17 protein-coding genes are annotated in these 20,207 nt (G+C 66.0%); 9 read left to right on the plus strand and 8 right to left on the minus strand.

From position 1 onward, the window contains the following. Window positions 1–3: 3 nt before the first annotated feature. Window positions 4–1,677 (minus strand): murein biosynthesis integral membrane protein MurJ, encoded by a 1,674-nt coding sequence (gene murJ, locus QF777_06125; protein ID MDP6911127.1) that lies wholly within the window; start codon window positions 1,675–1,677, stop codon window positions 4–6. Between the two features lie 35 nt (window positions 1,678–1,712). Between murJ and QF777_06130 the strand changes: the two genes are divergently transcribed. The 3 genes from QF777_06130 (at window position 1,713) to QF777_06140 (ending at window position 5,489) form a co-directional block, all read left to right on the plus strand. Continuing rightward, window positions 1,713–3,005, plus strand: coding sequence for a glutamate-5-semialdehyde dehydrogenase (locus tag QF777_06130; protein ID MDP6911128.1), 1,293 nt, complete (start codon window positions 1,713–1,715; stop codon window positions 3,003–3,005). Between the two features lie 66 nt (window positions 3,006–3,071). After that, entirely contained in the window at window positions 3,072–3,971 is a 900-nt protein-coding gene (locus QF777_06135) for a MoxR family ATPase (protein MDP6911129.1), read from the plus strand. A gap of 18 nt (window positions 3,972–3,989) precedes the next feature. Then, complete coding sequence (locus QF777_06140) at window positions 3,990–5,489, plus strand: VWA domain-containing protein (protein MDP6911130.1); 1,500 nt, start codon at window positions 3,990–3,992, stop codon at window positions 5,487–5,489. A 47-nt stretch (window positions 5,490–5,536) separates the two neighbouring features. Here QF777_06140 and QF777_06145 read toward each other — a convergent pair whose 3' ends face one another. Next, window positions 5,537–6,895 carry a 3-deoxy-7-phosphoheptulonate synthase class II gene (locus QF777_06145; GenBank protein MDP6911131.1) on the minus strand — a complete coding sequence of 453 codons (1,359 nt, stop codon included), beginning with the start codon at window positions 6,893–6,895 and terminating at the stop codon, window positions 5,537–5,539. 114 nt (window positions 6,896–7,009) lie between these two features. Beyond that, on the minus strand, window positions 7,010–7,840 hold the full coding sequence (locus QF777_06150; GenBank protein MDP6911132.1) for a sigma-70 family RNA polymerase sigma factor: 831 nt from the start codon (window positions 7,838–7,840) through the stop codon (window positions 7,010–7,012). 298 nt (window positions 7,841–8,138) lie between these two features. Here QF777_06150 and nadD point away from each other — a divergent pair, with 298 nt between their 5' ends. The 3 genes from nadD to rsfS are packed head-to-tail and all read left to right on the plus strand — an operon-like array spanning window position 8,139 to window position 10,369. After that, complete coding sequence (gene nadD / locus QF777_06155; protein ID MDP6911133.1) at window positions 8,139–8,753, plus strand: nicotinate (nicotinamide) nucleotide adenylyltransferase; 615 nt, start codon at window positions 8,139–8,141, stop codon at window positions 8,751–8,753. Then, window positions 8,753–9,955, plus strand: coding sequence for a LytR C-terminal domain-containing protein (locus QF777_06160; protein MDP6911134.1), 1,203 nt, complete (start codon window positions 8,753–8,755; stop codon window positions 9,953–9,955). The genes nadD and QF777_06160 overlap by 1 nt, the downstream gene beginning before the upstream one ends. Window positions 9,956–9,967: 12 nt before the next feature. Then, on the plus strand, window positions 9,968–10,369 hold the full coding sequence (gene rsfS, locus QF777_06165) for a ribosome silencing factor (protein MDP6911135.1): 402 nt from the start codon (window positions 9,968–9,970) through the stop codon (window positions 10,367–10,369). Between the two features lie 34 nt (window positions 10,370–10,403). On the opposite strand, the gene QF777_06170 is transcribed toward rsfS, so the two are convergent. From QF777_06170 to QF777_06190, 5 genes are all read right to left on the minus strand, one after another. Continuing rightward, on the minus strand, window positions 10,404–11,210 hold the full coding sequence (locus tag QF777_06170) for an ABC transporter ATP-binding protein (GenBank protein MDP6911136.1): 807 nt from the start codon (window positions 11,208–11,210) through the stop codon (window positions 10,404–10,406). Further along, window positions 11,207–12,274, minus strand: a complete 1,068-nt coding sequence (locus tag QF777_06175) for an iron ABC transporter permease (GenBank protein MDP6911137.1) — start codon at window positions 12,272–12,274, stop codon at window positions 11,207–11,209. The genes QF777_06170 and QF777_06175 overlap by 4 nt, the downstream gene beginning before the upstream one ends. A gap of 7 nt (window positions 12,275–12,281) precedes the next feature. Beyond that, entirely contained in the window at window positions 12,282–13,190 is a 909-nt protein-coding gene (locus QF777_06180) for an ABC transporter substrate-binding protein (protein ID MDP6911138.1), read from the minus strand. Window positions 13,191–13,442: 252 nt separating this feature from the next. Next, entirely contained in the window at window positions 13,443–14,798 is a 1,356-nt protein-coding gene (locus QF777_06185) for a hypothetical protein (protein MDP6911139.1), read from the minus strand. Continuing rightward, window positions 14,795–15,079 (minus strand): metal-sensitive transcriptional regulator, encoded by a 285-nt coding sequence (locus tag QF777_06190; GenBank protein ID MDP6911140.1) that lies wholly within the window; start codon window positions 15,077–15,079, stop codon window positions 14,795–14,797. The genes QF777_06185 and QF777_06190 overlap by 4 nt, the downstream gene beginning before the upstream one ends. 53 nt (window positions 15,080–15,132) lie before the next feature. On the opposite strand from QF777_06190, the gene QF777_06195 reads away from it, so the two are divergent. From QF777_06195 to QF777_06205, 3 genes are all read left to right on the plus strand, one after another. Further along, entirely contained in the window at window positions 15,133–17,316 is a 2,184-nt protein-coding gene (locus QF777_06195; GenBank protein MDP6911141.1) for a heavy metal translocating P-type ATPase, read from the plus strand. A gap of 69 nt (window positions 17,317–17,385) precedes the next feature. After that, window positions 17,386–18,657: an acyl-CoA dehydrogenase family protein gene (locus QF777_06200; protein MDP6911142.1), complete on the plus strand. Its 1,272-nt coding sequence runs from the start codon at window positions 17,386–17,388 to the stop codon at window positions 18,655–18,657. A gap of 10 nt (window positions 18,658–18,667) precedes the next feature. Then, window positions 18,668–20,092 carry a phosphotransferase family protein gene (locus tag QF777_06205; protein ID MDP6911143.1) on the plus strand — a complete coding sequence of 475 codons (1,425 nt, stop codon included), beginning with the start codon at window positions 18,668–18,670 and terminating at the stop codon, window positions 20,090–20,092. Window positions 20,093–20,207 lie beyond the last annotated feature (115 nt).

Here is a 20,207-nt window from a genome sequence, read left to right on the forward strand (position 1 = left end):
CGGTTAGCGATTGCCGAGTCGACGTTGGGCGCCCCGGATGTCGGTGATGAGGCTGCGGGCCTCGGCGACCCCTGTGACCGAGGCGACGGTCACGTAGGCCAGGCCGGCAACCATCACGCTCAGTGGTGCCGCCGCCACGTCGGGCAGGCCACCTGTGGCCCAGCGGGCAGTCATGGCGACGACCACGGCGGTGGCTACCGGCCAGGCCAGCGGACCCATCACCGACGACGGACCAGTAGGCGCGCCGAGTACTCGACGGGTTCGACGGGCCAGCAGAGTCAACTCGGTCCAGGCGGCTACCGCTGAGCCGAGGGCCAGGCCGACCGCACCCAGATGCGGGTCGAGCGACCCCGAGCGGATGCCTTGGCTGAGGGGGCCGAACCAGCCGTCCCCGGCGACAGTCATCAGTTCGCCGGCATGCACGGTGATCCGATCCATGGGAAACATGACGGTGAGGCCGATGACGGCCGCTAGGCCGACGCGCACCGCGGCGATACGGGCCGGGCCAACGGTGTCGCCAACCGCGTACAGGGAGTTCTGGTGGATCCGTGAGGACGCCACGGCCGGCAGGCCAAGGGCGTAGGCGCCCAGCACCAGAGACACGGCCCGGGCGTCGTCACCGTCAAACGCCCCCCAGCCGAACAACGCGCCGACGATGGACTCTCCGAGTACCAAGAAGGCCACCGTCGAGAATGCCACGTAGAAGGCTGTGCGCTGGCGGGCTCGTAGCGAGGTGGCGGCCAGCTCGGAGGCAGATGAGCGAGACATCCCGGGAAGCGACGCGGCAGCCACACTGGTGGCGAACAGTGCCACCGGGAGGCCGTAGAGCATCTGGGCCGACAGCAGGCCGGCTACCGCTCCTGTGGCCAGCAGCGATGCCAGTATGAGGTCTAGATAGCCGGAGAGTTGGAGGACGCCCCGACCCAGTACGGCCGGTCCGAATCGCCGTCGCACGTCGGCTACCGACGGATCGCCACGTCCGATGGTCCGTCCGATCCAGGGCCGCAGTTCGGGTGCGAGCCGGCGGACGGCGATGGCCTGTACACCGAACTGGAGGACCCCGCCGACTACCAGGCCCCACGCCAACCCGGTGGCGGTCCGGGTCGGTGACCAGTCGCCGGTGAGGGCGGCGACCAGCACGGCGATCTGGGCCACGTTCCAGAGCACGGGGGCCACGTACGGCAGGAAGAACCGGCCGTGGCTGTTCAGGATTCCAAGGCACCACGCCGAGAGCACCAGAAGACCGAGGCCGCCGGTGGTGATGCGGAGTAGGTCGACGGTGAGGTCGAGGCGGGCTCCCTTGAATCCGGGAGCCAGGAGGGTCGCCAGCGGTCGGGCAACCACGATGGCAACGACGACTAGCCCGCCGGCCAACGCAGTCAGGAGTCCGGCCACCGCAGCCGCCACCTTGCCGGCCTCGTCGCGCCGGCCCTCGCCCAGGAGGCGGCTGTAGACGGGAATGAAAGATGCGGACAGGGACCCCTCTCCCAACAGGTTCTGGAGCAGGTTCGGTATCCGCAGGGCCGCAGCGAAGGCATCTGCTGCCGGACCGAGGGCCAGTACGGAGCGGAGCAGCGACTCGCGGGCCAGCCCGGCCAATTTGGACAGCAGTATCCCGGCGGCCACCGCGGACGATGATCCCTCATCCTTCGGGTGCCCAATTCGGTCCACGGCCATCCACTGCACGGTAGGTGATGGCTAGCCTCCACTGAATGCAACCCGAATCTGTCGTCACCTATGGGGCCGACGGACCGGTCGGGTCCGGATCGGGTGTTGCCGACCTAGCCCGCCGTGCCAAGGCGGCCGCTCCGTCATTGGCCGTTGCCACCACGGAGGTCAAGAACGCCGCCCTGCTGGCCGCCGCCGACCGACTTCAGGCCGATGTAGCGGACCTGTTGGACGCCAATGCCGAGGACGTAGCTCGCGGCGAGGCCGAAGGGATGCCTGCCGGCATGGTCGACCGACTCCGACTCGACGAGGTCCGGGTGGCTGGCATGGCCTCCGGGCTGCGTCAGGTGGCCGACCTGGAAGACCCGGTTGGCCAGGTGACGTCTGAATGGACCCGACCCAACGGGTTGCATGTGAGCAGGGTGCGGGTGCCGCTGGGCGTGGTGGCCATCATCTACGAGAACCGCCCCAACGTGACAAGTGATGCCTTCGGCTTGTGTCTGAAGTCCGGCAACGTCGCCTTTCTCCGGGGCTCGTCCGGGGCGTTGACCTCCAATAGGGCCATTGCCGTGAGTATTCGGTCGGCGCTGGTCGATGTGGGCCTGCCTGCCGATGCGTTGGTCCTCGTCGAAGACGCCAGCCGGGAGGCCGCTGTCGAGTTCATGCAGCAGCGCGGGTTCGTGGACTGCCTCATTCCTCGGGGTGGCCCGTCGCTGATCCGATCGATCCTGGACAACGCGACGGTCCCCTACGTGATCGACGGAGATGGGAACTGCCATGTCTACGTGGACGAGGCAGCTGACCTCGCCATGGCCACCGACATCATCGTGAATGCCAAGGTCCAGCGACCATCCGTTTGTAACGCAGCGGAGAGCCTTGTGGTTCATGCCGGCGTGGTCGACCGGTTCCTTCCGCTGGCCGCCGAGGCGCTGGCCGGGGTCGAGTTGGTGGGCGACGAACGGGCCCGGGCTGTGGTGCCGTCCATTGGTGAGGCCGTGGAGGCTGACTGGTCAACCGAATACGGCAACCTGAAGCTCTCGATCCGGGTGGTTGACGACCTCGACGAGGCCATTGCCCATGTGAACGAGACCGGTTCGGGCCACAGCGAGGCCATCGTGACCGATGACGAGGCGGCTGCGATTCGGTTCACCGGTGAGGTCGATGCGGCGGCGGTGTTGGTCAACGCGTCGACTCGTTTCGTGGATGGTGAGGAGTTCGGCTTTGGAGCCGAGATCGGGATCAGCACCCAGAAACTCCACGCCCGAGGTCCCATGGGGCTCGAGCAGCTCACCACTGAGAAGTACGTCGTCAGGGGTAGCGGCCAGATCCGTCGTTGAGCCTCGGTGAAGCCGGTCTGCCGTCCGGATGACGGACCGAAAGTGACCGCTGGGTAGCCTCCGGGAATGACCGAACCCAACGTGGAATTCGCCGATCTGGATGGGGTGCGAAGTGCTCTGGCCGACGCCGACTACCTGGCCGACGCCGGCATTGCCGGCATTGTCTACCTCGCTGAACGACTGGGCAAGCCCATCCTTGTGGAGGGGCCGGCCGGTACCGGTAAGACCCAGCTGGCCAAGAGCGTGGCCGAGATCACCGACTCCCGTCTGATCCGTCTGCAGTGCTACGAGGGGCTCGACGAGTCCAAGGCCCTGTACGAGTGGAACTACAAGAAACAGCTCCTCCGGATCCAGGCCGAAGGCACCGACGCCGCCTGGAACGACGTGGAAGATGACCTGTTCTCCGAGGAGTTTCTTTTGACTCGGCCGTTGCTGGAAGCCATTCGAGCTGAGGACCGTGTGGTGCTCCTGATCGACGAGGTGGACCGTGTCGAGGTGGAGACCGAGGCGCTGCTGTTGGAGATCCTCTCGGAGTACCAGGTGTCGATCCCTGAACTGGGAACGGTGCAGTCGACCCAGATCCCGATGGTATTCCTGACGTCGAACGGTACCCGTGAGCTCTCCGAGGCACTGAAGCGGCGTTGCCTCTACCTATACATCGACTACCCGGACCTCGACCGTGAGCGTCAGATCGTCACCGCCAAGGTTCCCGGGATCGATGCGAACCTGGCAGACCAGGTGGCCCGGATCGTCCGGTCGATTCGCCAACTGGACCTCAAGAAGGACCCGTCGGTGTCGGAAACCCTCGACTGGGCCCGCACTCTGGTGCTGCTCGGCGTCGAGCAGATCGACGCCGCGGTGGCCACCGAGACAGCCAACGTGTTACTGAAGTACCGCACCGACATCGAGAAGGCAGTCAAGGAGTTCGCCGACAACCCCGACGAGCTGGCCGGCCCGGTGGGCTGATCGAGGGACCTCCCTTCCATGACCATTGCCAGCACGTCAATTGACGGCGCCCCCATCGCAGCCGGTGATCGGCCGTTGTTGGACCTGCTGAGCGGCTTTATCGAGGAACTCCGCAACGCTGGTCTTCCGGTGAGCCTGACGGAAAATCTCGACGCCATGGAGGCCGTCACCCACATCCCGCTCGAAGATCGGGAGGCATTCAAGTACGCGTTAGGGGCCACGCTGGTCAAGAACCACAGCCACTGGCGTGCCTTCGAGGTGGTGTTCGAGGTCTACTTCTCGCTACGGGGACCGGAGTACGAGATCGTCGACGGCGACCCGTCGGCTGATTCCGGCGAAAGTGACGACGACCAGCTGCAGATGCCTGGCGAGGGTCAGGCCGGTGGCGGTGGTGGCGGCGGCATGTCGGCGCTGACCCCCGAGCAGTTGGCCGAAATGCTGTTCAAGGCGCTCATGCAGGGCGACGATGCGATGCTTCGGGCGTTGGCCCGCCAGTCGGTGATGCGCTTTGCCGGGATGGAACCCGGGAGGCCGGTGGGCGGGACCTACTACCTGTACCGAACACTGCGGAACCTGGATCTCGCCGGGATGCTGGATCGTCTCATGGAGGCGACCCGAGAGGATGCACCTGAGGACCTGACGCCACTGGAAGAGCGGCTCGAACGCGACGAGTTCAACGACCGCATGGACCGCCTCAAGCAGGAGATCGAAGCGGAGATCCGTCGACGACTGGTTGCCGATCGGGGTGTGGAGGCCATGGCCAAGACACTCCGCAAGCCGTTGCCTGAGGACGTCGACTTCATGCACGCCTCACGCGAGGAGATGGCGAACCTCCGCAAAGCCATCTATCCGTTGACCCGAAAGTTGGCCGTACGCCTGGCCCGCAAGCGGCGTCACGGTCGCAAGGGCCCACTGGACTTCCGCAACACCATGCGACACTCGCTGAGCTACGGCGGGGTTCCGGCTGAGCCGAAGTTCAAGTTCCCCCGCCCGGCCAAGCCGGAGATCATGGTGGTGGCCGACATTTCAGGTTCGGTGGCCGCCTTCGCCCGCTTCACCCTGCATCTCGTCTACGCCCTCAGCGGCCAGTTTTCCAAGGTTCGATCGTTTGTGTTCATCGATGGCTTAGACGAGGTGACCCGCTTTTTTGAGGGGGTGGAGGACATCGGCCAGGCCGTGCACCGGGTCAACACCGAAGCCGACGTCGTGTGGGTCGACGGTCATTCGGACTACGGCCACGCCTTCGGGGTGTTCTGGGAGAAGTATGGGAAGGAGGTCGGCCCCAAGACCACGGTACTGATCCTCGGTGATGCCCGGAACAACTATCACGCCTCACAGTCGTGGATCATCAAGGACCTAAAGCACCGGGCCCGCAAGGTCTTCTGGTTGAACCCCGAGCCACGCGCCTACTGGGACACCGGAGACTCGATCGTGGGGGAGTACGGCACGTGGTGCGAAGGGGTTCACGAGGTTCGCAATCTCCGCCAACTCGAGGCATTTGTCGAGAACCTCGTCTGACCCGAGACCACCTGATGGGGCCTCCCGATGGGGGTCAATGCGTCAGATCAGTGGGTGCCGTTACGGAGCAGTTCGGCGACCCGGAACGCCAAGTCGACGCTCTGGCTCCCGTTGAGGCGGGGATCGCACATCGTTTCGTAGCGGTTCGCGAGGTCGGCGGTGACCACCTCGGCGCCGCCACCCAAACACTCGGTGACGTCGTCCCCGGTGAGTTCGAGGTGCACGCCACCTGGATGGGTTCCGGCGAAGCGGTGGGCGGCGAAGAAACCCGACACCTCGGCCAGAACATCTTCAAAGTGACGGGTCTTGCGTCCGTCGTCAGCAGTGAAAGTGTTGCCGTGCATCGGGTCGCACACCCACACGACGGGGTGGCCCGACTCCTTGACGGCAGTAAGCAATGGTGGCAGGCCGTCGACGACTTTGGTTGCACCCATGCGGGTGACCAACGTCAAGCGGCCGGGAATCCGTTCGGGGTTCAGAGCCTCGCAAAGGGCGATGACGTCCTCTGTGGTCGCTGTGGGGCCAACCTTGCAGCCCAGCGGATTAGCCACGCCGCGCAGGAACTCGACGTGGGCGCCGTCCAGTTGACGGGTCCGTTCGCCGATCCAGAGCATGTGGGCAGAACAGTCCACCCAATCGCCGGTGAGTGAGTCCCGGCGGGTGAGGGCCTCCTCGTAGTCGAGTAGGAGGGCCTCGTGACTGGTGTAGAAGTCGACCTGTCGGAGGTCGGTCAGGGTCTCGCTGTTGATCCCGCAAGCTGACATGAACTGCACGGCCCGTTCGATCTCCTCGGCGATGGCGGCGTAGCGCTGCCCGGCCGGGCTTGCGGCCACGAACTCACGGTTCCACTGGTGGACCCGTGACAGGTCGGCGAACCCCCCCTTGGTGAAGGCCCGCAGGAGGTTCAGGGTGGCGGCCGCTCGGTGGTAGGCGGTGAGTAGGCGCTCGGGATCAGCTGCGCGTTCCTCGGCGGTGAACCCGACATCGTTGACGATGTGCCCACGAAACGACGGCAGTTCTATGCCGTCGATGGTCTCGGTGTCACTCGATCGGGGCTTGGCGAACTGGCCGGCGATCCGACCGACCTTCACCACCGGAACGCCGGTGTAATACGTGAGCACGACGGCCATCTGGAGGATGACCCGAAGCCGGTCCCGGATGGAGTCGGCGGAGGTGTCGAAGGACTCGGCGCAGTCGCCGGCTTGGAGCAGGAAGGCCCGCCCGGCAGCCACGTCAGCCAGTCGGCTGGTCAGTTCCCGGGTCTCGCCGGCGAACACCAGTGGCGGAAGTGACGAGAGCTGTTCGAGGACCGCTTCATGGGCGTCGCCGTCTGGCCACTGGGGCTGCTGGAGGGCGGTACGGTCCCGCCACGTGCGGGAGGTCCAGGTGGACTGGGAGGTGCTCACGGTGGATCAGCCTAGGGGTGACGGTTCGCGGCACCGCAGAGGTTTGCGTGGGTTCGCCTATCGACGACCGTCTGAGGAACCGTTCAGCGATCGGGTCGGTCCGACCGCCGGGGTTCAGGCGACGTCGCTGTACTCGCTGGCCCGGTCGCGCACCGTGGTCACGGCACGCTTCACCAGACGGCGGGCGGCTTCGGCGGTAACGCCCAGATCTTCACCGACCTCGCGGTAGCTCCGCTTACGGCCATCGGTGAGGCCGAAGCGCTGCTCGACGGCGTAGCGGGCCCGGTTGTCTAGAACGTCCAGGAGGCTGGTGGCCATGTCGTTCTCGGCCATAGCCATCACCTGGAGCTCGGGACCCGGGGTGGAGTCAGGGAGCAGGTCAACCAGCTCGTTGCTGTCATCGTCACCAATGGTGCGGTCCAGCGAGGTGGGGGTGGTCAGACGGTGCAGGCGTGCGTGCTCCTCGTCGAGCTCATCGCCATTACCCGATACGGCCCGCAGGGCGGCCCGCAGGCTGGCCGAGCGGTCGCCGGGAAGACGCACCAGGCTGGCCTTCTGGTCCAGCGCCCGGCCGATGGCCTGACGGATCCAGAAGGTGGCGTAGGTGGAGAACTTGAAGCCCTTTCGCCAGTCGAACTTGTCGACGGCGTGCTCCAGGCCGAGGTTGCCCTCCTGGATGAGGTCGAGCAACTCCATGCCGGGAGGCAAGGGGTAGCGGCGGGCCACACTCACCACGAGGCGGAGGTTGGATCGGATAAACCGATCCTTAGCGCGGGCGGCGGCCCGGATGGGGCGCTCGATCTCGCGACCGGTCTCACCGGCCTCCTTGCGGGCACGGGCTGCAGCACCGGCCTCGATGATCTGGGACAGCTCCCGCTCTTCCTGGGCGTTCAGGAGCGGGACCATGCCGATCTCGTTCAGGTACTGACCAACGGAGTCACTCATATGCTTCTCACTCGCTTGTCTTGGCCTCGGACAGTCGCATGACGCGCGCCAAGGAGGGGATGATTTCAGGGGGGAGACGGGTTTCCGGGGCGATTGGTGGATGTTTCCGGTGATCTCGTCTGTAGATATTCAACCACATCGGGCGGGTGCTGTATAGCCCTGTCATGGTGACCTCCGTCATACGAAGATTGCATAATCCGCCCCGGGGTCCGAAAATCCTGCGTCTTCGCAGGTCAGGGGCGATGTACGGAGCTGTCGTCACAGCGGCGAGCCGCTGGCCTACCGGTAGCATCGGGCCGTGAACGGCGCCCAACTTCCGCCTGGACCGCGCCGGATCGGACTCTTTGGCGGGACGTTCGACCCTCCCCATTTAGGTCACCTAGAGGCTGCTCAGACCGCGATGGTCGATCTGGGGCTCGACGTAGTGGTTTTGGTCGTCGCCAACGACCCGTGGCAGAAGACGGCCTGCGGTCAGGACGTGACCCCGGCGGGGATCCGCCTGGCCATGGTCCGCGCTGCGGCAGAGGGGCTCGAAGGGGTGGAGGTGGACGACTTGGAGATCCGGCGGGGCGGCCCGTCCTACACGGCCGACACTGTGGACGCCTACGCCGAGACAGGCTCCAAGGACCAGTTGTTCGTACTCGTGGGAAGTGACATCGCCCCGGGGCTTGACCGGTGGGCGCGACCTGATGAGGTGCGTCGGCGTGCGACGATTGTTGTGATGGATCGACCCGGACACATCGGGCACCGTCCGCCCGCTGGCTGGGATCACGTGGTGCTCGCGGGCACGTTCCCGGATCTGGCCGGGACGGACGTTCGGGCCCTGCTTCAAGACGGCGCGAGCGCGGTTGGGGCGGTCCCTGAGGCGGTCCTCGAGTTGATTTCTGAACACGGCTTGTACGGGGCGCATTAGTGAGCAGCGATGGTCTACGAAACCCGAACCCGCCGCTCCCTAACGGTTGGAGGTGGGGCTTTCCCGCGTTGGCTGCCGCTTTAGCCATCTGGGGGGCGGTCCTCCTGATGGGCGGATTGACCACCGTTCTGGACAGCCGACGGGGTGAGACCCGTGAGGCCGTTACCGATCCGTCGGCCGCCGGGTTCGAGGCATTCGTGGAACAGACCTGGTCGATGCTGGTGGCTACCGAGGACGGGTCGGGCGACTTGGTACAGGTCGCCGTGGTGGCCGCCGCCGACCGGTCGGGTGGCGGGGGTTCGGTACTACTGCTCCCGGTGGAGACCCGGCTACCCGGCGACGGGACCGCGTCCGAATGCGAGGCGGCCTGTCGGCTGCTGGATCAGCACCGTGACGGCGGACTGGAGGCGGTCCGGATAGCCATGGCGTCGATCCTCGACGTTCAGGTGACCGGAGCGACCCTGTTGACCCCGGCCCGGTGGGAGAGTCTGGCCGGAGCCGTAGCTCCCGTGGCGGTGACCCTGGCGGAGGACCTGGTGGCCACGGCGGCCGATGGGACATCGGTGGTCCGATTTCCGGCCGGGACGGTTTCGGTGGCGGCCACCGATGTGGTGGACCTTTTCGGTTTTCCCGGTGCCGGGGATGACTCGTCAACGCAAAGGGACGTGGCCGAGCGGGCGACTCGCCAGCAGGACTGGTGGCGGGGCTGGATGGATGCCCTGCACGGAGGAGACCCCCGTGACCGCCTGCCGAAACTCGACCTCGACGTGATCGACCTGTTGGCCACCGTGGCCCGTGGCCGGGTACGCATCGTGTCCGCACCGTGGGTGGATGACGGCGCTGCGGTCGTGGTCGATGGGAGCCAGCTGACCGATGTGGTAGTCGAGATGTTCCCCTTCCCGATTCCAAGGGTGCCCGGACTCCGTCCGTCGGTCCGACTACTGAACGGCACTGGCGATCCGTCGGTCGATGGTCCGGCCCGCGAGGCGGTGCTGCGAGCCGGCGTCGAACTGGCCGTGGTGGGCAACTACCGCAATGACGGGGCGATCCAGACCCGGGTCATCTACCGTGACCCGGCACTGGAGGCGGCCGCCGAGGCGTTGGCCGCTGCGATAGGTGGCGGCGTGCTGTTCGACCAGTACCTCAGTCCGGTGACTGACCTAACGGTAGTCATCGGCGCCGATTTCCTTCTCCGGGGTTAGCGTTCAGCCGCTATGAGCGGTCAGAGCACCACCACTCCTGAAGCGTTCCCGATCCCCTCGGTCAACGAGTGGATTGACTGGGCCCGCGCTGCGGCACGTGCCGCGGATGACAAATTGGGTGGTGAGACAATCATCATCGAGGTGGGCGACGTCATCTCGGTGACCGACTACTTCGTGGTTACCAGCGGCGGCAACTCCCGCCAGGTCCGGGCCATCGCCGATGAGGTCGAGGAACAACTGACCATGCTTGACGGACCGAAGCCTGTTGGGGTCGAGGGCCGAGATGACTACCGCTGGGTCCTCATGGACTTCGGCGGCTTTGTTGTCCATGTGTTGGACGAGGAGTCACGGTCCTTCTATGACCTCGAGCGCCTCTGGAACGACTGCCCAAAGGTCGGCTGGGATCCGTCCTGACCTAGTTCGTCGTACCTGAAGCACGGCGCCCCGGCTATCGCCCGCGCCGGCGGACGGAGACGCTGACTGAGGCGTCGTCGTGGATCTCGGTCCGTACGTCGACTCCCCAGTAGCGCGATATCACCGAGGGCGTCAGCACCTCTCCTGGGGTGCCGTGCTCGGCGAGGTGGCCGTCGTCGAGCACGGCGATGCGATCAGCGAACTGCCCCACCACCGTGAGGTCGTGGAGGGCGCACACCACGGTGAGGGACCGCTCGACGCGGAGTTCGGCGATCAACTCGAGGACACCCATCTGGTGTCCGAGGTCTAGAAATGACGTGGGCTCATCTAGAACCAGCACCGGAGCGTCCTGTACGAGTGCCCGGGCCACTACCACCCGCTGACGTTCGCCACCGGAGAGCGAATCCACAAACCGGTGAGCGAAGTCGTTCAGGCCCAGGCGTTCCAGTACCGCTGAGGTTCGCCGTCGATCATCTTCCGATGTGGCGAAACGCACGCCCTGATGGGGAGAGCGTCCCAGCAGGGCGTAGTCGAATACGTCGAGCCCCGGGGGAATGACCGGGTGTTGCGGCACGACGGCTAGTCGTCGCGCCCGCTCCCGCCTTCCAAGGCCGACGCCGTCGTCGGGACCGATGGTGATGGTGCCTCGGTGGGGGACCGTTCCAGCGAGTGCCCGGAGGAGGGTGGTCTTCCCGGCGCCGTTCGGCCCGATGATCGTCGTCCACGACCCGCCTTCGACCAGGAGGTCCAGATTGTCCACGACCTGGCGTCCACCGAGGTCGACCGAGACGTCGGACCAGCGGATGTCGAGTGGTGCCCCAGGGCCGGTTGGCGAGGTCACGACGTCAACTGCCTTCGGAGGATGAGGAGAAAGAACGGCGCACCGATGAAGGCCGTAATCACCCCTATGGGCAACTCGGCCGGCGCCTGGACAGTTCGGGCGGCCACGTCAGCCAGCGCCAGGAAAGCCCCACCAAACAGCAGGGAGAGAGGTAGCACGCGTCGGTGGCTGGCCCCGGCCACCATGCGAACAACATGGGGAACGACGAGGCCGACGAATCCGATGAGACCGCTGACGGCGACAGCCGCTGCGGCGGCCAGCGACGCCACGACTAGGACGACACGTCGTGTGGCTCTCGGGTTGAGCCCGAGGGTGGAAGCCTCCTCGTCGCCAACGGCCAGGATGTCCAGGGCTCCGACCGACAGCAGCATCCCCATTGAACAAAGCACCGCGTAGGGGAGAAGTAGGCGTACCTCCCCCCACCCGGCCGTCGAGAGTCGTCCGAGTATCCAGGCGAACACCTGCTGGAGAGTCGCGGAGTTCTGCTGCTGGACGAAGGTTTGGATCGCGGTGAAGAAGTTGGCCACCGCCACCCCGGCGAGGATGAGGGTGGCCGGCGAACCGATCCGACCCCGCCGCACACTGAGCGTCCCGGCTGCTGTCACAGCCACCAGGGCGCCGGCGAACGCGGCGAACGGCACCGGGTCGATGAAGCCGAACACGTCCCGGAGTTCGGTGACGATCGCGATGGTGGCTCCCAGACCGGCACCAGCGGCGATCCCGAGCAGGTAGGGGTCGGCCAGCGGATTTCGGAACACTCCCTGATAGGCGGCGCCCGAACCGGCCAAAAGGGCGCCGACGAGAAGCCCGAGCACCACCCGAGGGGCCCGGATATCCCAGACGATGGCCTGTTCGGTCGCCGACAACGACGAGTCCACTGCAATGAGTGGCAGGCGGTCGAGGAGTTCCCTGACCACCTTCCCGAGGGGAATGGAGACCGGCCCGGTGGCTACCCCCACCACGCCGGCCACCAGGACGGCACCTACCCCGGCAAGGAGCCATGCGGCTCCCAGGCGGGAGTCCGAACGTTTGGGTATCTGGCTAGCGCTCATCGACTTGGTCACGTAGCAATCAGTCGATGGCGTTGACGGCCTCGACGATGGAGCGCAGGAACTCCACGATCCGGGGCCCCCATCGAGACGCCACGTCGTCGTCGAGTTCCACGACCCGCCCACGGGACACGGCGGTGAGGTTGGCCCAGCCGGGGCGGGCGGCGACCGCTGCGACATCCTGTGCGCAGCACTTCGTGTCGGCCAGGAAGATGATGTCCGGATCGGCGTTGAGGAGGTATTCGGCAGAGACTTGCGGGTAGCCCCAAGCGGAGCCGTCAGGATCAGCCGGATCGGCGACGTTTACCAGTCCGGCGAGGGCGTACACCTCGCCAATGAAGGTCGTCGAAGTGACGGTGTAGAGGGTGTTGTCCAGCTCGTGGTAGTAGCTCAGCGGTTGCTCGAGGGACTGGACGGAATCGGTGAGTGCCGCCATCTCAGCTTTCATCTCGGCGACCAGGGTGGCTGCGGCATCCTCATCGCCGGTTGCTGCTGCAAGTGCCTCGATCTGGGAATAGGTGTCGGCAATGGTCTGGGCTGCCCCCAGGAGAAGGGTCGCTACGCCGACGGCGTCGAGGCCGGCTACGACGTCGCCCGGGTCGTAGGAGAGGACCACTAGGTCGGGCGCAAAGCCGAGAATGGCCTCGACGTTCGGCTCGAAGCCGCTGAGATCGGTGACCGGTGCGTCGCTGGGGAAGTTGGACATGGAGTCGACGGCCACGACACGGTGGCCGGCACCGATGGCGAACAACATTTCGGTAGCCACCGTCGAAATTGACACGATGCGTTTGGGCCCGTCGTGCTCCGCTGAGTCATGATCGACGCCGGGCGACCCGGACATGGCGATCGAGGAGCCGACGCCACCGCAGGCGGATGCCATCAGCATGGCCACAAGTGCGGCTACCGGCAGGCGGAGGGTTCGGCGGATCATTGGAGGTACTCCTGTCGTCGAGGAGTCTCCGCTCGATCGGCATGTTGCTGCCGTCCGAACCGGTTCCCTGGCCTCGAGGGTTTCTGGTTCGTACGAACGGGAGCTGGTTCGGACTCGTAACCACAGTTCCTGGCTGGAGAGTGGTTCATTACCGCTGCGGGACAGCGCCGGATTCACACCGGACTTCGGTCTCCCGACCGTGCAGGCAGTTTAGCCACGGCTTTCGGGGTGACCAGCCGTCGAGCCGGCCAGTCAGGACCAGGTGACGTGGGTGAGGGTGAGGGTGGTGCAGTACCAGACGTCCTGCTGGCCGCCTGCCGACAGGAACATGCCATTGGCGATCCTCGATCCGGTGGAGACCCGGTCCAGGATGTTGCCGGTAGCTACGTCGACCACGATCAGGTCGTCGCTTCCTTCATCGGTGAAGTCGTTGATGACCATCTCTCCTGACTCGGGAAAGACCACGGGCTGCATACTGGGACGGACCTCGAGATGCCAGAGCGGCTCCATGGTGGCATCGTCGATGCCTGCCAGCCCGCCGTTGACCGAGTCCCACGCCACGGCTATTCCTGTTCCGTCGGCCAACGGGTTGGGCACGTGGACGGGCGGAGCGATGATTCCGCCGCCGGGGGTGCCGAAGGGGGCCACCTCGCGAACGTCGGTTGGGTCGTCGAGATCGATGCGCAGCAGGCGCTGCGGGCCGGGCCACGGGGCCGGACGTCGCCACGACAGGTCGGGCGGCTGATCCCACCGTCCGTTGGGTTCGGTTGTGTGGATGGCCCGCACCGAGTCGATGTCACCGCAGTCCATCACCCAGCAGGCACCGTCGGACAGGCAGGCGTCCCAGGCCAGGCCGTGCTGACCACCTGGGACACCGGCAGTCCAGGTTGTCCGGTAGCGGGGGCGCCAGTCGTCGACAAGTAGGCGGTCGTCGTCGACTACGAGGCGCCAGAGGTGCTCGGTGCCCGGGACGTACACGTGCTCGGCGCCGCCGTCGCCCAGATCACCGGCGATTCGGCCCATGGATCCTTCGGGCAGGACGAGCGGCTCGCCCACCAGTTCGAGTGTCCCAGGGGCCAGCCGGGTGATCGTGGTGCCGCCCTGGCCCTCGAGGCGGAGGTCCTTGGTGATGAGCGTGCCGTCGGCCAAGGCCAGTAGGCCGTTGTGGCTGCGGTCGACAGGAAGCTGGCGCTCGGCCAGTACCGACAGGTCGTCGGGGTCGAGGCGGTGGAGGAACGAGCCGTTGACTGAGAGGATCGAGCCGTCGGCGTGGGCCAGGATCGCCCCGCACCACACGTGCTCGCCGCACGGCAGCTCGGGTGAGGTGGCTAGTGGTGCGAGCGTGTCGGGGTCTATGCGTTGCACCCAACCAAACGGAGGAGGCCCTGTGAAGGCGGCCATTGTCCCGCCGACGTACCACTGGCCTGGATCGCGTTCGATGGCCATGACGTTCCATCGCCCGTTACGGACCGTGGTGACTGAGGCGGTGCGCGTCGCCGCATCGAGTCGACCGGTAGCGGACTTCTGGCGACGGTTGCCGCCGCACTCCACCGGCCAAGCCGACGGCCAGTACCCGGGGTGGGCTGTATCTCGATCGAGGGCGGTCATGTGCGAAGGAGACGGCGGATGGCCGTCACCACTTCCTCGATCTTCTCGTCGCCCGCCTCGTCGCCCTGCTGGACGGCCTCGCGGACGCAGTGGCTGATGTGGTCGTCGAGCAGTCCCACGCCGACACCCTGCAGGGCCTTGGTGACCGAAGAAATCTGGGTCAGGACGTCGATGCAGTAGGTCTCCTCGTCGACCAGGCGTTGTAGGCCACGGACCTGACCCTCGATGCGGCGGAGACGGACGAGGACGTCGTCCTTGGTGGGTGCGTAGCCGTGTGCCATGGAGCACAGCATAGAAGGCAGGGGATAGGGGTAGGGGGTATATTGCAAACACCGTGAACAAGACCGTGGAACTTCCAATCGGCGGCATGACGTGCGGTGCTTGCGCCGCCCGAGTCAGCCGGGGCCTGTCTGACGTCGATGGCGTGGAGACGGCGACCGTGAACCTGGCCACCGAGCGGGCCAAGGTCTGCTTCGATCCGGCGGTCGTCGATCCGGCGACATTGGAGGCTGCCGTTGAGTCGCTGGGTTACCGGATTGTCCTCCAGGCGGCCGAAGGGTCGATGGGTGAGGGGCGACCGGTCGATGGGCCATCGGAGGTCGGGTCGGACGGTGGCGGGGGCGACGGTCGACAGTTGGACGGATCGTCGGTGCGACTGGTGGTCGCCGGGTTGCTCACCGTGCCGGTGGCGTTGATCTCCATGGTCCACGGCCTGCGGTTTGGCGGGTGGGAGTGGGTTGTCGGGATCCTGTCCACGCCCGTCGTATGGGGCTGCGGGTGGCCATTCCACCGGGTAGCGATCCGGAATCTCGTACATCGGGCGACATCGATGGACACCCTGGTGTCGATGGGTACCGCAGCGGCCTGGGCGTGGTCGGTGGTGGCACTCGTGGCCGGCCGGGGTCACGTCTACTTCGAGACCGCCGCGGTGATCGTGACCCTTGTTCTGATGGGTCGTTGGTTGGAACAGCGGGCTCGCCAACGATCTGGCGAAGCCATCCGATCCCTGGCCGGACTGTCGGTCCGTGACGCCACGCTGGCCAATGGGCCCACGATCCCTATTGTCGATGTTGAGGTCGGCATGCGACTACTGGTGCGTCCCGGCGAGAAGGTCCCGGTCGATGGCCGGATCCTCGAGGGTTCTTCGAACGTCAACGAGTCGATGTTGACCGGTGAACCCCTCCCGGTAGCGGTGGGAGTGGGTGACACGGTGACGGGCGCGACCGTCAACGCCAACGGGGCTCTGGTCATCGAGGCCATCCGCGTGGGCGCCGACACCACCCTGGCCCGCATCATGCGACTCGTCGACGAGGCCCAGGCCGACACCGCCCCGGTGCAACGCCTGGTCGACCGGATCTCGGCGATCTTCGTGCCGGTGGTCCTCGGCGTCTCGGTCGCGACCCTTCTGGCCTGGCTGGTCACCGGTCAACCCACGGCCGATGCCTTCACCGCCGCAGTAGCCGTGCTGATCATCGCCTGCCCATGTGCGCTGGGTCTGGCCACACCGACGGCGGTGATGGTGGGCACCGGTCGGGGCGCCCAACTTGGAGTCCTCATCCGCGGCGGAGAGGTACTCGAGTCGGCCCGAAGGGTCGACCACGTGGTGCTCGACAAGACAGGCACCGTCACCGCCGGCCACATGACGATGCAAAAAGTGGTCCCGGCCGCTGGCGTGGACACCGGCTCGGCACTACGGATCGCCGCCTCGCTTGAAGAGCTTTCCGAACACCCGGTCGCGACAGCCATTGTCGACGCCGCTGATCGACAACTACCGGTTAGTGACTTCACCAACCTCCCCGGCATGGGCGTTCGGGGCGTGGTCAACGGCATCGAGGCGGCGGTCGGTCGGCCCGCCCTGTTCAACCGGTTGTCCGACCAACTGGCTCTGGCCGTTGACGAGGCGGCCGACGCCGGCCACACGGCGGTCGTCGTGGGGTGGGAAGACCAGGCCCGGGCTGTGCTCGTGGTCGCCGACGAGGTACGACCAACGAGTGCCGAGGCGGTCGCCGGATTCCGGCGCCTGGGCCTCGATGTGACACTGCTGACCGGTGACGACGAACGAACCGCCCGCTCGGTGGCCGCCGCGGTGGGGATCGACCGGGTGGTTGCCGGTGTACTGCCCGACGGCAAGGACATTGAGATCCGCCGACTCCGCGAAGAAGGCCATGTGGTGGCCATGGTGGGCGACGGCATCAACGATGCCCCGGCGCTGGCCCGGGCCGACCTCGGGATCGCCATGGGAACGGGAACCGACGTGGCCATGGAGGCGGCCGACTTCACGATCGTGGCCGGCGACCTCCGAGCGGTCGTCGACGCCATCCGACTATCGAGGCGCACCCTGAACACCATCCGGGGGAACCTCTTCTGGGCCTTCGCCTACAACGTGGCGGCCGTGCCACTAGCAGCCGTCGGCGTGCTCGACCCGATGATCGCAGCGGGCACTATGGCGTTCTCATCGGTGTTCGTGGTCACCAACTCACTGCGTCTCCGACGTTTCCGCGGTCGGGCGGGGGTCTGAGGACTCAGGCCGCGGCGTGGCGGGACCATCTCTGATCGGTCAGAGTGGGCACACCCCCGAGGAGGGCCCATGAACCATGACATTCCCGATGACCTCGCCGGCTACCTGGTCGAGTTGGACGAGTTCATAGATCGCGAGATCAAGCCGCTCGAAGAACAGGACGACAACATTCGGTTCTTCGATCACCGCCGTGAGGATGCGCGTACCGACTGGGACCGTGACGGTCTCCCCAACCGCGAGTGGGAGGCCCTCCTGTCCGAGGCCCGGCGTAGGGCCGACGAGGCAGGCCACTACCGCTACCCGCTCTCGGCTGAGATGGGTGGCCGTGACGGTACGAACCTGGGCATGGCCGTCATCAGGGAACACCTCGCCACCAGGGGACTTGGCCTGCACAACGACCTCCAGAACGAACACTCGATCGTCGGCAACAACGTGGGCCTCCTCCTGATGCTGGAATACGGGAGCGAGGAACAAAAGGCCGAATGGGTGCCCCACCTGCTGGCCGGGACCCGAGGATTCGCCTTCGGCATCACCGAACCGGACCACGGATCGGACGCAACCCACATGGAGACCAATGCCGTGCGCGACGGTGACGGGTGGGTACTCAACGGGGAAAAGACGTGGAACTCCGGCATCCATCGGGCGCACAGCGACCTGGTACTGGCCAGAACCTCGGGTGAACCCGGCGACGGCCACGGCATCACAGCCTTCTTGACCCCCATGGACGCAGATGGCCTGAAGATCGAGGAGTACCTCTGGACCTTCAACATGCCAACCGACCATGGCCGCGTCTCGTTGACTGGCGTACACGTACCTCACGGAGCCATCCTCGGCGAGGAAGGGCGGGGGTTGCAGATCGCCCAACATTTCTTCAACGAGAACCGGATCCGACAGGCGGCCTCCAGCCTCGGCGCCGCCCAGTACTGCATCAACGAGTCGGTGCATTACGCAGGAGAGCGCAGGCCGTTCGGCAAGCCGCTCTCGATCAACCAGGGGATCCAGTTTCCCCTGGTGGAACTTCAGACGGAGTGCGAGATGCTCAGGGCGCTGGTGCAGAAGACCGCGTGGCAGATGGACGCCTACGGGGCGTTCTCGGTCTCGGACAGGGTTTCGATGTGCAACTACCGGGCCAACCGGTTGTGCTGCGAGGCGGCGGACCGGGCTATGCAGGTCCACGGCGGGCTTGGCTACTCACGCCACCGGCCGTTCGAACACATCTACCGGCACCACCGGCGCTACCGGATCACAGAGGGTGCCGAGGAGATCCAGATGCGCCGCATTGCCGGCTACATGTTCGGCTTCATGAAGCAGCAGGCCCCCAAGGGCGTCGCCGGGGACTGAGCGAGACACGATGACCGACGTCGGGGTACTCCAGGACTGTTTGGGCGAGGTCCTGCAGCGGCTGGACGGCTTCGTGGCCCTCTACTCGGTGGAGCGATTGTCAGGGGGTGCCAGCCAAGAGACCTACCGCCTCCGAGTCGAGATGACAGACGGTGAACGCAGCCTGGCGTTGCGCAGGAGCGTTGGCCCGACCGAAGGGCGTGGGATCGGAGGGCCCGGCCTCGTAGTCGAGGCGCGCCTCATGGTGTTGGCCCGCCAGGCGGGGGTGCCCGGCCCTGATGTCTGTCTGGTCCTCCGCCCGGAGGACGGCCTGGGAGACGGGTTCGTGATGGAGTGGATTGCCGGCGAGAGCCTCGGAGCCAGGATCAATCGCTCCGAGGATCTGGTTGCGGCCAGGGCTGGGCTGGCCCGTGAGTGCGGAGGAGCACTGGCGCGGATCCATTCCATTGACCTGGACTCCACAGGGCTACGCGACGTCCTGGGCGAGGTTGGCCCGGAAGACGCGGTCAGGTTGACGTGGAAGCGCTACCAGGAGTTCGGCAGTGCCCAGCCGATGATCGACTTCACCGCCCGGTGGCTCCTAGACCACCTACCCCCCGACGGGGAGTTGGCCCTTGTTCACGGAGACTTTCGCAACGGCAACCTTGTGGTCAACCCGACCGGCATGGGTGCCGTCTTGGACTGGGAGATCGCCCACATTGGTGACCCGATGCGTGACCTGGGATGGCTCTGCACCTCCAGTTGGCGCTTCGGTTATCCGGAGCAACCTGTCGGCGGCTTTGGTTCCTATGAGGATTTGTTCGCCGGATACGAGGAGGAGTCGGGTCGTGTCGTCGACCCGGAGCACGTCAGGTTCTGGGAGGTCTTCGGATCCTTCTGGTGGTCGATCGGCTGCCTGGGCATGGCAGACCAGTACCGGACCGGCCCGGACCGCAGCGTGGAGCGGGCGGCGATCGGAAGGCGCTCGTCTGAATGCCAGGTGGACTGCGTGAACCTCCTCATCCCTGGCCCGGTCACCGAAGTGGCCCGGGAAGGTGGTGACCACGGGCCCGACCTGCCGCGGGTTGACGAGCTGGTCGGCAGCGTCCGTGAGTTCCTGCGGTCCGACGTGGTTCCGGCCATTGACGGGCGGACCGGGTTCCTGGCCCGTGTGGCAGCCAATTCGCTGGACATCGTGACCCGTGAACTGGAGTGGGGTGGTGAACACCGGCATCTGGAGTGGATTCGACTGCGGAACCTTCTCGGCGTGGACGGCACCCTCGGAGAACTCAGACTCCTCCTAGCCGAAGAACTACGGGACGAGTCCGTCGCGCTGGATGCTGACGGCCTCCTCGACCACCTCCGGCAAACGGTTGTGAATCAGGTCCTCATAGACCAGCCCACCTACCCGGGGTGCATATCCGCACTGAGTTTCGACGTCGACTCCCAAAAATAGAAACACCGGAGGTCGCTGACCTCCGGTGTCACGTGCAGTTAGAGGGAGCGGCCCTGGGCGGCCAGGGGGCGTGCACCGCCCTCGGAAATGTCTCGGCAGTGCCAGATTCCCATGA

It is taken from the genome of Acidimicrobiales bacterium (genome assembly GCA_030747595.1).
Classification (GTDB): domain Bacteria; phylum Actinomycetota; class Acidimicrobiia; order Acidimicrobiales; family MedAcidi-G1; genus UBA9410.